The 15665-nt window shown below is 56.6% G+C and carries 12 protein-coding genes; 9 read left to right on the top strand and 3 right to left on the bottom strand.

Going from position 1 to position 15665, the window contains the following annotated elements; all coding sequences use genetic code 11:
• Position 1: 1 nt before the first annotated feature.
• The 3 genes from AC2FGB_RS08070 to AC2FGB_RS08060 all read right to left on the bottom strand — a co-directional run bounded on the left by AC2FGB_RS08070 (position 2) and on the right by AC2FGB_RS08060 (position 3129).
• Entirely contained in the window at positions 2–850 is an 849-nt protein-coding gene (locus AC2FGB_RS08070; RefSeq protein WP_142636166.1) for a carbohydrate ABC transporter permease, read from the bottom strand.
• 1 nt (position 851) lies between these two features.
• The gene (locus tag AC2FGB_RS08065; RefSeq protein WP_142636168.1) at positions 852–1775 is read right to left on the bottom strand and encodes a carbohydrate ABC transporter permease; all 924 of its coding nucleotides are present in this window, start codon (positions 1773–1775) and stop codon (positions 852–854) included.
• A 94-nt stretch (positions 1776–1869) separates the two neighbouring features.
• Positions 1870–3129 (bottom strand): ABC transporter substrate-binding protein, encoded by a 1260-nt coding sequence (locus AC2FGB_RS08060; protein WP_142636170.1) that lies wholly within the window; start codon positions 3127–3129, stop codon positions 1870–1872.
• A gap of 140 nt (positions 3130–3269) precedes the next feature.
• Here AC2FGB_RS08060 and AC2FGB_RS08055 point away from each other — a divergent pair, with 140 nt between their 5' ends.
• The 9 genes from AC2FGB_RS08055 to AC2FGB_RS08015 all read left to right on the top strand — a co-directional run bounded on the left by AC2FGB_RS08055 (position 3270) and on the right by AC2FGB_RS08015 (position 15429).
• A complete protein-coding gene (locus AC2FGB_RS08055; RefSeq protein ID WP_496693729.1) occupies positions 3270–4076 on the top strand; it encodes an IclR family transcriptional regulator in 807 nt (268 codons plus the stop codon).
• Positions 4073–5131: an ABC transporter ATP-binding protein gene (locus AC2FGB_RS08050; RefSeq protein ID WP_271948765.1), complete on the top strand. Its 1059-nt coding sequence runs from the start codon at positions 4073–4075 to the stop codon at positions 5129–5131. Before AC2FGB_RS08055 ends, AC2FGB_RS08050 begins: the two co-directional genes overlap by 4 nt.
• A 159-nt stretch (positions 5132–5290) precedes the next feature.
• Positions 5291–6250 carry a dihydrodipicolinate synthase family protein gene (locus AC2FGB_RS08045; RefSeq protein ID WP_496693730.1) on the top strand — a complete coding sequence of 320 codons (960 nt, stop codon included), beginning with the start codon at positions 5291–5293 and terminating at the stop codon, positions 6248–6250.
• Entirely contained in the window at positions 6241–7173 is a 933-nt protein-coding gene (locus AC2FGB_RS08040; RefSeq protein WP_496693731.1) for a 4-hydroxyproline epimerase, read from the top strand. Before AC2FGB_RS08045 ends, AC2FGB_RS08040 begins: the two co-directional genes overlap by 10 nt.
• A complete protein-coding gene (locus AC2FGB_RS08035) occupies positions 7170–8408 on the top strand; it encodes an NAD(P)/FAD-dependent oxidoreductase (protein ID WP_496693732.1) in 1239 nt (412 codons plus the stop codon). The genes AC2FGB_RS08040 and AC2FGB_RS08035 overlap by 4 nt, the downstream gene beginning before the upstream one ends.
• Before the next feature lie 11 nt (positions 8409–8419).
• The gene (locus tag AC2FGB_RS08030) at positions 8420–9445 is read left to right on the top strand and encodes a trans-3-hydroxy-L-proline dehydratase (protein WP_496689402.1); all 1026 of its coding nucleotides are present in this window, start codon (positions 8420–8422) and stop codon (positions 9443–9445) included.
• Positions 9446–9665: 220 nt separating this feature from the next.
• Positions 9666–11882: an NADP-dependent isocitrate dehydrogenase gene (locus tag AC2FGB_RS08025; RefSeq protein WP_496693733.1), complete on the top strand. Its 2217-nt coding sequence runs from the start codon at positions 9666–9668 to the stop codon at positions 11880–11882.
• A gap of 604 nt (positions 11883–12486) precedes the next feature.
• Positions 12487–13809 (top strand): alginate O-acetyltransferase AlgX-related protein, encoded by a 1323-nt coding sequence (locus AC2FGB_RS08020; RefSeq protein WP_496689398.1) that lies wholly within the window; start codon positions 12487–12489, stop codon positions 13807–13809.
• 54 nt (positions 13810–13863) lie between these two features.
• Positions 13864–15429 (top strand): carbamoyltransferase C-terminal domain-containing protein, encoded by a 1566-nt coding sequence (locus AC2FGB_RS08015; protein WP_496693734.1) that lies wholly within the window; start codon positions 13864–13866, stop codon positions 15427–15429.
• Positions 15430–15665 lie beyond the last annotated feature (236 nt).

The following is a 15665-nucleotide window of genomic DNA, read 5'->3' as shown; positions in this document are numbered from 1 at the left end:
GTTATTTTACGGCACCGAGTGTCAGGCCCGCGATAAAATGTTTCTGCATCAGGAAGAACATGGCAACCGGCGGCAGCGCCGCGACAATGGAACCGGCACTCATCAGCTGATAGGCGGCGCGGAACTGCGCGTTAAAGCTGGTGATCCCTGCGGTTACAGGCTGGCTCTCAGCACCTTGCGTCAGCACTACTGCCCAGAAATAGTCGTTCCAGATGAAGGTAAAGATCAGCACACTGAGCGCCGCAATGGCGGGCTTCATCAGCGGCAGCACCACGTACCAGAAGATACGCCATTCACTGATCCCTTCGACCCGCGCCGCCTCGATCAGTTCAAAGGGCAGGGCGCGGATGAAATTCCGCATGAACAGGGTGCAAAACCCGGTCTGGAACGCGATGTGAAACAAGACCAGCCCGGTCTTGGTGTTGTACAGGCCCAGGTCCAGCGTCAGGTCGCGCACGGGCACCATGAGGATTTGGAAAGGCACGAAATTGCCCGCTACGAACAGGAAGAAGATCCAAAGGTTCGATTTGAATTTGTAGATGCCGAGTGCAAACCCCGTCATGCTGCTGAGCGCGACGCACCCGATGACCGTGGGAACGGTGATCAGGAAGGAATTCATCAGATAGCGCGGCATATCCGAATTGAAAAACACCTGCCCATAGTTGAATGCGCCCTCAAAGCTGGACGGCATCCCCCAGTAGTTGGCATTGGTGAAATCCGCGGCGGGTTTGACCGAGAATAGGGCGACGGCCAGCAACGGCCCGAGCCACAAAAGCAAGGCCAGCGGCAGCAACGCCTGATAGGTGATCTGCGCTGCACGAGGTTGTTTTTCGATTGGCTTGGGAAACATCTCAGTGCCCCCTTTCTTCGCGGTACATTGACCACAGGAAATAACCGATGAAACACAGCATGATAAGGAACAGGATCACCGCGATAGCCGCGCCATACCCCATGCGGAAGCCATACTCGGACAAGGCGACCTCGAACATGTAATAGGCCAGCACGCGCGATGATCCGAACGGACCGCCCTGTGTCATGATTGAGATCAGGTCAAAGCTGCGAAGCGCGCCAATGATGGTGACGACAAAGGCAATGAAGGTGGCAGGGCGCAGTTGCGGCAGGATGATATGCCACAACATCCGCCAGCTCTTGGCACCGTCCAGCCGCCCGGCTTCGATTTGTTCGGGGTCCACGGCGTTGAGGCCGGTCAGGTAAAGGATCATGCAATAAGCTGTCTGCGGCCAGAGACCGGCAAAGATGATGCCATAGGTGACGAAACGCTCGTCACCCAGCACGTTCACCGGGCCCATGCCAAAGAATCCGAGGAATTCGTTCAGCAGGCCGAATGTGGGATCGTAGAACCATGTGAACACAAGGCCAACGACCACCTGAGAAATCACGAAGGGGAAGAAAAACAGGGATTTATACAGGCGAATGCCCCAGACCGTCTGGTTCAGGAACAGCGCGATGAACAGACCCGCCGGAATCGCCGCCAGATAGAGCAGCAGCCAGATCAGGTTGTTTTTGAGCGAGATGTAAAAGGCATCCCGGTCCGACCATTCCCAGTACAGGTCTTCATAATTGCGAAAGCCGACATATTCGGCAGCCCCCAGGCCGTCCCATTCGTAAAGCGACAGGTTGAAGGACTGAAAGACCGGAATGATCACATAGACCATAAAGAACAACAGGCCTGGGGCCAAAAATAACCAGGGCGCGATGCGCTGTTGGTTTCGGTGGAACCAGCTTTCTTGTTCGTGGGTATCGACGGCGGTCATGGGCGTCCCCGGTTCTGGTAGGCGGAGTAAGGCGGGTTGATACCCGCCTTACGCAGGTCATGGCTCAGGATTGGCTTTGCCAATCCTGACCGGTTCAGTTGTCGTAGATGCGCTGACGCGCCCGTTCGAGTTTGGCCAGGATTTTGTCCGCATTGTCTGGCTTGACCATGAATTCCTGGAAGCCTTCCATCGACGCCTTGGCCATTTCTGCCGGTGCGTCGCGGTCCCAGAACTGGGCGACTCCGCCCGGGCTGTTTGACGACAGCATGGTAAAGCCCTGCTGCAGGAACTTGTCGGCATCTACCGAGGACTGAGCATTGACCGGCAACTGGCCGAGATTCGAGCCATTGTTGATCTCGGTCTGTTCATCCGCAGACACAACGAAGCGCAGGAATTCACGGGCGGCTTCTTTGTTCGCCGCGTTTGACGGGATGTGGAACGTGTCGGTCGGTGCATCTTCGGCCAGTTCGACATCGGGGTTGATGGCAACAAACTGGTAGAAGTCCAGCTGGTCGTCACTCAGGCCCGCCTCACGCAGTGGCGCCACGGCGAAGTTGCCCATCAGATAAGCCGCCGCATCACCGTTGACCATGAAGGGCAGAGCTTCTTGCCAGCTATAGGTCTGGTGGTTGTCGATGAAGGCACCCATATCGATCAGCTGTTTCCAGTTGGCGAAGGTCTGCTTGACCCGGTCATCCTCCCAGCTGATTTCACCATTGGCCAGCTGGTTGTGGAAGTCATAGCCGTTGGTGCGCATGTTCAGGTAGTCGAACCAGCCACCGGCAGTCCACAGGAACTTGGTGCCGATCGTATAGCAGGCGCGACCGGAATCGACGATCTTTTGGCAATTCGCCAGCTCTTCTTCCCAAGTTGCGGGCTCGGTCAGGCCCAGCTCGTCAAAGATGTCTTTGCGATAATAAACGCCCCACTGATAGTAGGTGTAGGGCACGCCCCACTGTTTGCCGTCGATCGTCATCGCACCTTTGGTTGAAGCCAGATTGTCCGCAATCGCAGGTTCCGCCCACAGGTCCGAGACGTCTTCGAACAGGCCAGCCTCGACATAGGGTTTCATCCGATTCGCCGCGTACCACGTGGCGACATCCGGAGTATCCGCAGTCAAGAAGTTGCGGATCTGGGTTTTGTAGGCCTCGCGGTCGATCACCGTTGTCTCGATGGCCAAATCCGGATGCTGTTGCTGAAATCTGTCGATCATTGCTTCCATCGTGGCCCGGGGTGCCGGGTTCGATGTGTCCAGGAATATCCGCAATTCGCCGGTAAGCTCGGCAGAGGCGGGAACAGCAAGTGCAACGCTCATGGCCAGAGCGGCCGTGGTGCGCTTGTAGATGGAATGCATGGTTTCCTCCCTTAGCTTCCATTTTAGTTCCATATATTGGAACTTAGTTTTATATGTTGAAAACTACACATCGACTCGGTTAGTCTTGTCAAGACCCTCTTGGCTGAGGCCGAAGGTTAACTGGAGGAGACAGAGCGCCCGTGGCAGGTGATGGAACGATAGGGAAAGCATGTGACGTGCTTGATCAGGTGGCCGCGTTTCAGCGGCCGGTTCGCTTTGCGGAACTGCTGGAAAGCAGCCGCTTTCCCAAGGCAACGCTCTATCGGTTTCTGCAATCCCTGACCAATCAGGGGATGTTGTCCTATGACCCGGATAGGCAGACCTATGCACCGGGTTTGAGGCTGGTTCGGTTGGCCCATGCAGCGTGGACGCAAAGCTCACTGGCGCCGATTGCCAGGCCTTTTCTCGATACGCTCAGCGGTGAAACGGGCGAGACTGTGCATCTGGCGCAGCTCGATTCTGGTCAGGTTCTGTATGTCGATAAGCGCAATGCCGCCCAGCCGGTTGAGATGTATTCACAGGCGGGCAAGGTCGGACCGGCCTATTGTACGGGTGTGGGCAAGGCGATGATGGCCTTTCTGGACGAGGCTGAGCTGAACAAGGTGATCTCACAGCAAAGCTTTCACCGGTTTACGGATAAGACCTTGGCCTCGGAAGCTGCGCTGCGGTCCGATCTAGAGCTGATCCACAGCCGGGGCTACGCCCTGGACGATGAAGAACACGAGACGGGGATCATTTGTGTTGCCTGCCCGATCCGAACGCCGGGCGGGCGGATGCTGGGTGCAATATCGGTGACCGGCTCGACCGAGCGGATGAATTTCGACCAGCTCGAGGCTTGGATTCCCCGCGTGCGCCGGGTGGCCGAACAAATCGCGGCCGAAGCTCAGGCCTGGCGGTTCCCTGAAACACGCCCCGATGGCCAGAAGGACAGGATACAAGCGACATGACCGGAGTAACTCTGAACCAAACGATTAAGCGGTATGGCCAGACACAGGTGATTCACGGGATCGACCTCGAAATCGAGGATGGTGAATTCTGTGTCTTTGTTGGCCCATCGGGATGTGGAAAATCCACTTTATTGCGGATGATCGCAGGGCTTGAGGAAACGACCGAGGGCCAGATTCACATCGGGGCGCGTGAGGTGACGCATCAGGACCCGGCGAAACGGGGCGTGGCGATGGTGTTCCAGACCTATGCCCTGTACCCGCATATGACTGTGGCCGAGAATATGGGGTTTGGCCTGCGGATGAACGGCGTGGCAAAAGCCGAGATCGACAGGAAGGTTCAGGAAGCCTCGGGTATCCTGAAGCTGGACCAGTATCTGAAACGCAAACCCAAGGCTCTGTCGGGTGGTCAGCGCCAACGCGTTGCCATCGGGCGTGCGATTGTGCGCGGCCCCGAGGTGTTTCTGTTCGATGAACCTCTGTCCAACCTGGACGCCGAATTGCGCGTTGAGATGCGTGTGGAAATTGCCCGGCTTCACAATGAAATTGGCGCGACCATGATCTATGTGACTCACGATCAGGTCGAGGCGATGACCATGGCCGATAAGATCGTGGTGCTGCGCGATGGTCGGATCGAACAGGTCGGTGCGCCGATGGATCTGTATCGGGATCCAGATAACAAGTTTGTAGCAGGGTTCATTGGCTCGCCCGCCATGAACTTTCTGGATTGCGACATCGTCGATGGTCAGGTGACTCATCCGGCGATCACTCAGCCTCTGCCCGTCCCAGCATCGGTTCCTTTGGGTCTGTCTCGGGTCACGCTGGGTATCCGCCCGGAACATATTCAGGTCGACCGATCGGGCGATACCTGCACCGTTGATCTGACCGAGGCGCTTGGCGGCGTCAGCTATTCCTATTTGCTGACATCGAATGGCGACAAGCTGATCGTTGAAGAGCGCGAAGACGAGCGCAGTAAGCAGGGTACACGCATCGGTATTTCGATCCGCCCGGAACGCACCATGCTGTTTGACCCTGAAACCGGCCTGCGGTTGAGATAATTGCCGTTTAGACAGTCAAAAACACCCGCGTCAGACGAAAGGTCCAACGCGGGCTTTTTGCGTCGAATTATATATGGATTTTGTATCCAATATCCGTTATCGCGTGAAAACGGGCGCCTGACGCCTATCTGGACCCCTGTAACTAGAGGATAGCACCGTATGTCGACCAATGTATTTAGCGGTACGATGCCCGCGCTCATGACCCCTTGCTCGGCGGATAGGCAGCCGGATTTCAACGCACTTGTTCGGAAGGGCAAGCAAATGATCGACGCAGGCATGTCTGCGGTTGTCTATTGCGGATCCATGGGCGACTGGCCGCTTTTGACGGATGCGCAGCGCATGGAAGGGGTGGAACGTCTGGTGGATGCCGGGCTGCCGGTTGTGGTCGGAACCGGGGCAATCAACACCAAATCCGCCGAGGCCCACGCTGCACATGCGCAAAAGGTCGGCGCTGTCGGGTTGATGGTCATTCCCCGGGTTCTGTCCCGCGGGAGCTCATCAACTGCGCAAAAGAACCATTTCAAGGTAATCCTGTCCGCTGCGCCGGACGTGCCGGCAATTATCTACAACAGCCCATATTATGGTTTCGCAACAAAGGCTGATCTGTTCTTTGCCCTGCGCGCCGAACACCCTAACCTCATTGGGTTCAAGGAATTCGGGGGCAAGGACGATCTGCGCTATGCTGCGGAAAACATCACCAGTCAGGATGATGATGTGACGTTGATGGTGGGTGTGGACACCGAGGTTTACCACGGTTTCGTCAACTGTGGGGCAACCGGGTCGATCACCGGGATCGGAACGGCCCTCCCACGTGAGGCGTTGCTGTTGGCTGCGCTTTCTCAAAAGGCCGCGCGGGGCGATGCCGAAGCCCGGTTACGGGCGCAAGAACTGACCGAGGCCATTCAGGTGCTGTCCAGTTTTGATGAGGGTCCGGATCTTGTGCTGTATTACAAGCATCTTCTGGTGTTGAACGGGGAAGAGGAATACCGCCTGCATTTCAATGAAACTGATGCCCTGACAGATGCACAGCGGAATTATTGCGAACAGCAATACGCGTTGTTTGGGGCTTGGTTCGCCGATTGGTTGAAACAAGGTGGGGTGATCGCAGAATGCATGTGATCGACAGCCACACCGGAGGAGAACCGACCCGGGTCATCCTCGATGGCGCTCCAGATCTGGGCTCTGGCCCTCTGGCTGAACGCGCCCGGCGGCTGGACACCGAATACAGGGATTTCTATCGTTCGGTCATGCTTGAACCGCGCGGACAACCGGCCATGGTCGCGGCCTTGTTGGTGGAACCGGTTGATCCAACCTGTGTCACCGGCGTGATCTATTTTGATGTCGATGCTGTTTTGGGAATGTGCGGCCACGGAACCATTGGCCTGACCGTGACACTGGCGCATCTTGGTCGGATCGATGTTGGAATACATCGGATCGAAACGCCAGCCGGAGTTGTCACGGTCGAGCTGCACGATGCCAATACTGTCACGGTCACGAATATCGAAAGCCGCCGCGTTCACAGCGACATTTCACTTCATGTGCCCGGTTTCGGAGAGGTTGCAGGGGATGTGGCCTATGGTGGAAACTGGTTCTTTATCGTCGATCCAAGCCCGCTTTCCGTCATTCCGGCCAATATTCGGGAGCTGACCGATAGGGCCGTTGCTATCCGCAAAGCCTCGATCGCGCAGGGGGTTGGCGGCGAGCAGGGTGAACCGATTGATCATGTAATCTTTCAGGACGCATCGCCCGAGCAAGCGATTCACAGCCGCAACTTTGTTCTGTGCCCGGATGACAATTACGACCGGTCGCCCTGTGGCACCGGCAGCTCTGCTCGGCTGGCCTGTCTGGCCGCTGAGGGTCTATTGGCCCCGGGGCAGGAAATCGTCCAGCAAAGTGTCATTGGCAGCACCTATCGCCTGTCCTATCAGGCTGGGCCCAACGGCGGTGTCATCCCCTCGATCACCGGGCAGGCCTATGTCATGGCGGAATCGCGGTTGATGTTTGCCGAGGCTGATCCATTCCGTTCGGGGATTGAGGTATGACCCAGCAGATCGTCGTCATCGGAGCTGGCGCGATTGGCATGACCATTGCGCTGGAATTACAGCGCCGGGGTCATGCCGTGCTGGTTCTGGACAAGGAAGGCGTTGCGGCGCAGACATCAGCCGGAAATGCCGGGGCCTTTGCTTTTTCCGAGGTTGAGCCTCTGGCAACGCCCGGCATCATGAAAAAGGCACCAAAGTGGCTGCTGGACCCGTTGGGTCCCCTGTCTATCCCGCCTGCCTATGCAGTCCAGATTGCACCCTGGATGTACCGTTTCTGGCGGGCCAGCCAGCCCGGTCGCTATGCCGAGCTGTTGGCCGCTCAGGCCAGCCTCATGCAACTGTCCAGTGCCGCCCTTGAACGGTTGATCCCAGCGGTTGACGGCGAGGCGATGATGCAGCGCGACGGTCAGATGCAGCTGTACGAATCCGAGGCCGAATACCGTGCAAGCCTGCCCGCCTGGGAGGTGCGCCGCCAGCATGGTATCGACTTTGAACTGCTGGAAAGCCCCGAGGCGATTGCCGAAAAACAGCCGGGTCTCAGTCCTCGGTTCACTCATGCGGGATTTACGCCCAACTGGTTGAATACTGTTGATCCCAAGAAATGGGTCGAGCGCCTTGCCCAGACCTTTCAAAACCGGCAAGGCCGGATCGAGCGGCGCGATATTCAGGCGTTGGTGCCACAGCAAAGTGGCATGCGCCTTGAAACGGCGGAAGGGCCCGTGGACGCGACGAAAGTGGTCGTGGCTGCCGGCGCATGGTCGCATCATATCGCCCGAACTCTTGGTGACCGATTCCCGCTTGAAACCGAGCGTGGATACAACACGACCCTGCCCGAAGGTGCATTTGATCTGCGGATGCACCTGTCCTTCTCGCGGCATGGGTTCGTTGCCAGCCGGATCAACAATGGCGTCAGGATCGGCGGCGCGGTCGAGTTGGGCGGTCTGAACCTCGCCCCCAATTTCAAACGAGCCGACACGTTATTGCACAAAGCCGAAGAGTTTCTACCCGGCCTCAAGACCGAAGGAGGCACGCAATGGATGGGGTTCCGGCCGTCGATGCCTGACAGCATCCCGGTCATCGGTGTTTCTCCAAATGCGTCTTGCGTGTTCTATGCGTTCGGCCATGGGCATCTTGGGCTGACCCAATCCGCAGGCACGGCCGAGCTTGTTGGGGCCATGGTTGACCGTCAGGCCCCCCCGATTTCGCCAGCCCCCTTTGCTGCTGGCCGGTTCTGAGGGAGGGGGTCGTGCGCAGTATCAAAACTCTCCACGTGATCTCCGCCCATGCCGAAGGCGAGGTCGGAGATGTCATCGTTGGCGGTGTTCTTCCGCCACCCGGTGATACCTTATGGGAGCAGCGGTCGTTCATCGCGCGCGACCAGTCCTTGCGCAACTTTGTCCTGAATGAACCGCGCGGGGGTGTATTTCGTCATGTAAACCTGTTGGTGCCGCCCAAACATCCGCAAGCAGATGCAGGCTTCATTATCATGGAGCCCGAAGACACACCGCCAATGTCTGGTTCAAACTCGATCTGCGTGGCCACCGTGCTGCTGGATAGCGGGATCATTCCGATGCAGGAACCGGTTACACATCTGACGCTTGAGGCACCGGGCGGGCTGGTCCCGGTGCGCGCCGAATGCCGGAATGGCAAGGCCGAGCGCATATTTGTGCAGAACCTGCCCAGTTTTGTAGACCGGCTCGCCGTTCCGCTTGAAGTGCCGGGCCTTGGCACACTGACCGTGGATACGGCCTATGGGGGCGACAGTTTCGTGGTGGTCGATGCGGCGGCGCTTGGGTTTGACATCGTGCAGGACGAGGCGCGTGACATTGCGCGGCTGGGTGTAGCGATCACCAATGCGGCCAACGAACAAATTGGGTTTACGCATCCCGAAAACCCGGACTGGAATCACATTTCATTCTGCGCTTTTTGTGGCCCGACCGAGCGGGTAGCAAATGGCCTGCGCGGAAAATCCGCCGTGGCGATCCAGCCGGGCAAAGTTGATCGGTCCCCTACCGGTACCGCAGTTTCTGCCCGCATGGCCTTGATGGCCGCCAAGGGAGAAATGGCAGTCGGGCAATCTTTCCAGGCGGTTTCGATCATCGGCTCGTCTTTCACCGGACAGATCGTCGAGGCCACAACGATCGGGGGGCGTGCCGCGATCATTCCCGAGATCAGTGGCCGCGGATGGATTACCGGTACACATCAACACATGCTTGACCCGGACGATCCCTGGCCGGGCGGATATAAGCTCAGCGATACCTGGGGCGTCTGAATTTTGCCCATTGGCAAGCAGTTTTGATGATTTTCCGCAAACCGTGTCAAAATGCGCGGTCTCTGGCGATTGATCCCAAGCCAAACGTCATTTAAGGGAGGCCCTGTCAATACAGAGTCATCCCGGGACGGCAGTCTTGTTACGTCCCTTACGCGCCACGCCGATGTGGCCCCAACTCTTGGATCGCACGCCCCGAAAGGCTTAAAAAAGGTAAAAGAATATGGCAGATAAATCGAACTTCGACATATTGTATACCATTGTAGACGAAGCGCCCGAGCTGGCCAGCGCCTCATTCCTGCCCATCATTCGAAAGTTTGCATCCGCCGCCGGTGTCAGCGTCGGAACCAAGGATATTTCACTTGCTGGGCGGATTATTTCGACCTTCCCCGAAAAGCTGACAGATGCGCAGCGCATCACCGATGATCTGGCCGCATTGGGTGAGTTGGTGAAGACACCCGATGCCAATGTGATCAAGCTGCCCAACATCTCGGCCTCGGTGCCGCAGCTGGTGGCCGCCGTCGAAGAGCTGCAAGCACAGGGTTATGACATCCCGAGCTATCCCGAAGAACCTGCGACTGACGAAGAAAAAGCGATCCGCGCGCGGTATGATGCCATCAAGGGTTCGGCTGTGAACCCGGTTCTGCGCGAAGGTAACAGCGACCGTCGCGCCGCGCGCGCCGTCAAGAATTATGCCCAGAAGAACCCGCATTCGATGGGTACATGGGCCGCTGACAGCAAGACTAAAGTCTCGTCCATGTCCGGCAATGATTTCTACGCGAACGAGAAATCGGCCACCATTACTGCGGCGCAAGCCGGTGACGCCAAAATCGAATTTGTCGGACAAGACGGCAGTACTACGGTTCTGAAAGACGGCTGGCCGCTGGCCGAGGGCACCGTTGCCGATGCGACCTTCATGTCCGTCAATGCGCTGTCGTCTTTCCTGGCCGAGGCCATCGAAGACACCAAAAAAGACGGCACCATGTTCTCGCTTCACCTGAAGGCCACAATGATGAAGGTCAGCGACCCGATCATCTTCGGCTATGCGGTCAAGGCGTGGCTTGCCCCGGTATTCGAGGCCTATGGCGCTGAATTGGATGCGCTGGGTGTGAACCCGAACTCGGGTCTGGGCGATCTGCTGGAGCGGGTTGCAGGCAACGCCGATATCATGACCGCCATTGACGCGATCAAGGGCGACCGCCCGTCCATGTATATGGTTGACAGCGACAAGGGTATCACCAACCTGCACGTGCCGTCTGATGTGATCATCGACGCCTCGATGCCTGCCGTGATCCGTGCTGGTGGCAAGGGTTGGGACGAAACCGGGTCCAAGGGTGACACCAACTGTGTGATCCCCGACCGCTGCTATGCGTCTATTTATGATGAATCCGTCAAATTCTTCAAAGCCAATGGCGCGCTGAACCCAGCCACCGTCGGAGCTGTGGCCAATGTGGGTCTGATGGCTCAGAAAGCCGAAGAATACGGCAGCCACCCGACAACATTCCAGGCGCCTGCGAATGGAACCATTCGTATCGTTCTGGCAAATGGCGAGACACTGCACGAGCATACGGTTGAAAAGGGCGACATCTGGCGTGCCTGCACCGTGAAGAAGGCTCCGATCGAGAATTGGATTCAACTGGCGCTGGACCGTCAGCGTCTGACCGGATCCGAGGCGATCTTCTGGCTGGACGCAAACCGTGCCCATGATGCCGAACTGATCAAATCCGTCCAACCAACACTGGAAGCTGCTGGCGTGGCGGACAAGTTCCAAATCCTGGCACCGCGTGAGGCGACCCACCAGTCGTTGGAGACCATCACGGCCGGTAACGACAGCATCGCCATCACCGGCAACGTGCTGCGTGACTATCTGACGGACCTGTTCCCGATCCTTGAGTTGGGCACCTCGGCCAAGATGCTGTCGATCGTCAAGCTGATGCAGGGCGGTGGATTGTTCGAAACCGGTGCGGGTGGGTCTGCCCCGAAACACGTGCAGCAACTGGTCGAGGAAAACCACCTGCGCTGGGACTCGATGGGTGAGTTCTGCGCGCTTGGCGAGTCTTTGAATTTCCTGGCCGACAGCAAAGGCAACGCCAAAGCCGGAGTTCTTGGCGCCGCTGCCGAGGCCGCAACGCAGGGTATTCTGGACAGCAACAAGTCGCCCAGCCGCAAAGTCGGGCAGCCGGATAACCGAGACAGCCACTACTGGTTCGCGCGCTATTGGGCCGAGGCGCTGGCCGCGCAATCCGATGATGCTGATCTGGCCGCCGAGTTCGCGCCGATTGCTGCAGAGTTGGCCGCGAAAGAACAGCAGATCCTATCCGAACTGGCCAACGCACAAGGGGCAGCGGCAGATCTGGGTGGTTACTATCACACCAACCCGACCAAGACTGCAGCAGTCATGCGCCCGAGCGCGACACTCAATGGTATCATTGACGGGTAATCCAGGTGCCCTGTCCTGATTTGGGCAGGGTTCTGAACCTGGCGTGAAAATTAAAAAGGGACCGACCCCCAAAGTCAGTCCCTTTTTGAGCGAGTGGGGAGGCCGAAACCTCTCCGGTGTAGTTGCGTTAACTGTAACAAAACCCTGCTGGCTGGATATTAGGGGTTTCCCGTATATTCATCCGTCTGCTGTGCCGCTGACGATACACCCGCCAAATTCATTGTCCTCCGGCGACGGAAAGGACTATGTCGCCGTACTGAATTCGGGAACAATAGGCCGTACAAGGACGGATTATGCGCGCAATGTGATAGCGCCGTGCGCCCACTAGGCGTTGAAAGAGCGGGTGATTTGCTTTTCGGCATAACGGTGGTAAAAAAATCTGGTTTTTGTTTTGTATTCGAGTGTTGTGTGCTGTGTGTATTTATCCTGTTGTTTTTGAGCGTTTTTCATATTCCAGAGGGTCAGGCGATGCGTCTGCTTCCTGCGCTTTTCAGGCCGCCGCAGAAAAGCTTGCCGATGATACGCAAATCGGTTCAACTGAATTCGCCCGGTTTCGCCGTTAATGACGGCAAATGTCGATATCGGTCGAAAGGGACCAGATGGAATGACTGAAAAAACCCGCAGTTCGCGTTTCGGGTCAATCCTATGTCTGGTCGCCGCTCTCTATTTCTTTGGGGTCGTCGCATACGCGCTGATGAATTCAGCGGAATTTGCCAATGGAACCGCGCGGCTGATCCGGTACATTCTGGCCCCGGGCGCGATTGGGCTGGTGCTGGCCTTGTGCGCGGTCTTCTTGTCGAACGAAGCCAGGCTGACTGTTGGTTTGAGCGCGGTATCGCTTTTGGCGGCTCTGTTTGCATTTGAGGCCTATCTGACCATCAAAATAATCCCCGGACGCCTAGGGCTAGTCGGGTTTGTCGGCGATGAGGTAAGCGTCGAAGAATACAAGGAAAACTTGCCTCCGGGCAGGACAATGAAACATGTAAACGATGCGCTGGATACACAACTGCTCGAATCTGCGTATCTGGCCCCCATGCCGGGTGACAAGATGCTATTGTGCTCGGTGTTGGGCGAGCCGGTGACCTACACGCCGGATCGTCTGGGGTTTCGCAATCCACCATCGGTCTATGAAAACGATGTGAGTGTGATGCTGCTGGGTGACTCGTTTTCCGAGGGGTTCTGCCTGAGAGAGGGTGAGCATCTGGCGGATAAGCTGCGTCAGGGCATGCCGAACCTGCTTAACACCGGCCACAGGGGCATTGGCCCGCTGTATCAGCTGGCGATTTTGGGCCGGTACGGGCCAGAGTTCCAGCCCGACCTCACGCTGTTCTCTTTCTTTGCGGGCAATGACTGGCGCAATCTGGAACGAGAGCTTGAAAAGCCATGGTTGAGCGCAGCACTAGACCCGGCTGTAGATTTTGGCCCAATCGAGCATCCGGACCAGTCGGAATTAACCGCACCGGTGATATCCGGATGGTGGGCAGAGACCACTTTATCCTGGGGCGATTACCTGCGGGCGCAACGGGTGTTCAGAAACTTTCTGGCATTGCAGAAAACGGCCGAGATCCTTGGGATTCACTATCCCAAGGCAACTGATGAAAATCCGGTATTTACCGATGTTCTGATGCGGGCAAAACAGATTACATCAGAATGGGATGGTGAGATTGCCATTGTGTATGTGCCGACGGTCAGCCGCTATATGGGTCTGGTCGCCCAGCCCTTTATCCACGACCCGCTGCGAGTATTGGTGAAAGATGCGGCTGCGCAGGCCGGGCTGGACGTGATAGACTTAACGGATGTTATCGAAATGCAAGAGGATCCGGCATCGTATTATGCGCCGGATTCTCATTTCAACGAAGCAGGCGCAGAACTGGCCGCTCGGGCAATTACAGAGGGGCTGCGTCAACGCAATTTGATAGAACAGTAACGAATTGGTGTGTTTTGCCAGGACCGCGCAACAAGCGCGGTAAAGAGGTGTGAAATGAAGATTTTGTCATTCAAGTCGGGGCATGACGGTACGGTTGCGGGTATTGATGCCCAAAACGGTAACCTGCTGTTTTCCTATGAATCCGAGAAAGACAGTTTTCCCCGCAATACGTCAGTCACACCGGATACATTTATCGACTCTGGCCTGTGGTTCCGGGACTTGCCTGATATCCTGGCCCTTAGCGGCTGGTCAACGACCGGAACACAACATGTGACGACCTCGGGGGCAGGGTATTTCGGCATTGGCGAAGATGCTCAGACCGTGGGGAAACGAACGTTTTTTGGCAAAGAGATCGACTATTTCTCATCGACCCATGAAAGGGCACATATCTGGGGCGCTTATGGGATGTCTCCGTTTCGTCAGGGTGAACCTTGTTATGTGTTGGTTTGGGAAGACACGCTTGGCGATTTCTACAAGATTGATGAAGATCTAAAGCTGTCTCATGTTGGTCGGGTGATGACCGGGCCAGGTGCCCGATATTCATTCCTGAGCGCACTGGTTGATCCCGATTATCCCGTGCTTTCGCGTGAACAACGGCGTGAGGATCCCGGGAGGATGATGGCGGCATGTGCCTATGCAGAGCCCGGTTCACATGACGCGGATGAACATGCGCTGATAGATTATCTTTTGTCAGATCAACCATTGGCCGAAATTCTGCGCAAGGATCGGTTGACCGATTCCCCGTTTTTCAATGTCGGAATGCACAGCCAGCAGTTCAGTAATCTTGCACAGAAACTCTCGGATGCGATTTTTTCACGGTTCCTTGCCTTTGCCGAACAGAACCTGACAGAGGGTTATCCGCTGGTGATTGCCGGCGGATGTGGATTGAACTGCGATTGGAACACCAAGTGGCAGAATTGCGGCTTGTTCCGAGATGTATTTGTACCACCTTGCAGCAGTGATTCCGGCTGCGCCATAGGAACTGCGGTTGATGCCATGCGCCACTATACGGGCCAGGCAAAGCTGGATTGGACGGTTTATTCCGGACAGTCCTTTGTGGATGATAAAATCGACAGTAGCGGCATGCGGGTCAGCGAGCTGCGTCTGAACGATGTCGCGGATGCGTTGATGTCCGGTGAGCTCATCGGTTGGGCCAGAGGGAACTGTGAAATCGGTCCGCGCGCATTGGGCAACCGCTCGATTCTGGCGGCCCCGTTCTGGGCCGAAACCCGCGTGCGCCTGAACAGGGCTAAAAACCGCCCGGATACAAGCCCCGTGGCACCGTCTTGCCTTGAGGAAGATGTCAGCCAACATTTTGAATGGGAAAACTCCGCGCCCTATATGTTGCATCTGCAGAAGGTGACCAATCAGAACCTGGCCGCGATCACGCATGTAGACGGGACAGCAAGGGTCCAAACAGTCCGCCGGGATCAGAATGCTTTCTTTTACGACCTGCTGAACGCATTCAAGTCGGCGTCGGGCACGGGTGTATTGTGCAATACATCACTGAACTTTCGCGGAGCGGGGTTCATAAACAAAACCAGTGATCTGCATCACTATGCAAGATCGGCAAAGCTGGACGGCTTTGTCGCAGGAAACACGTTTTACAGGTTTAACTAGTAATATTGGCGCGCTTGCGGTGTCGCCGCACTTTTGGAGGTTAAGTACTTTGTCGTATGAATCAGGTCTGCAAAACTTTGAAAGACGCCGCCTCTTAGCTTCTGCAACAGCAAGGATTCCGGCCTATTGTCTCTTGTGTGGAAACATTGAGCAAATAACGACAAGAAAACTCGGAAAAATGGCCAAGCTGTCCAATCAATAGGATAAGAATTCGTTCGAACATGGGCGCAGCATCA

This window comes from Ruegeria sp. CDSC021, from assembly GCF_059610845.1.
The sequence above is the reverse complement of the archived record's forward strand: the minus strand, read 5'-3'. Positions and strand labels throughout refer to the sequence as shown.

Bases quoted from the DNA above. Each gene is read 5' to 3' on its own strand.
- AC2FGB_RS08025 (WP_496693733.1), top strand. From the start codon at position 9,666: ATGGCAGATAAATCGAACTTCGACATATTGTATACCATTGTAGACGAA.
- AC2FGB_RS08060 (WP_142636170.1), bottom strand. From the start codon at position 3,129: ATGCATTCCATCTACAAGCGCACCACGGCCGCTCTGGCCATGAGCGTT.
- AC2FGB_RS08020 (WP_496689398.1), top strand. From the start codon at position 12,487: ATGACTGAAAAAACCCGCAGTTCGCGTTTCGGGTCAATCCTATGTCTG.
- AC2FGB_RS08035 (WP_496693732.1), top strand. From the start codon at position 7,170: ATGACCCAGCAGATCGTCGTCATCGGAGCTGGCGCGATTGGCATGACC.
- AC2FGB_RS08065 (WP_142636168.1), bottom strand. From the start codon at position 1,775: ATGACCGCCGTCGATACCCACGAACAAGAAAGCTGGTTCCACCGAAAC.
- AC2FGB_RS08040 (WP_496693731.1), top strand. From the start codon at position 6,241: ATGCATGTGATCGACAGCCACACCGGAGGAGAACCGACCCGGGTCATC.
- AC2FGB_RS08050 (WP_271948765.1), top strand. From the start codon at position 4,073: ATGACCGGAGTAACTCTGAACCAAACGATTAAGCGGTATGGCCAGACA.
- AC2FGB_RS08045 (WP_496693730.1), top strand. From the start codon at position 5,291: ATGTCGACCAATGTATTTAGCGGTACGATGCCCGCGCTCATGACCCCT.
- AC2FGB_RS08015 (WP_496693734.1), top strand. From the start codon at position 13,864: ATGAAGATTTTGTCATTCAAGTCGGGGCATGACGGTACGGTTGCGGGT.
- AC2FGB_RS08070 (WP_142636166.1), bottom strand. From the start codon at position 850: ATGTTTCCCAAGCCAATCGAAAAACAACCTCGTGCAGCGCAGATCACC.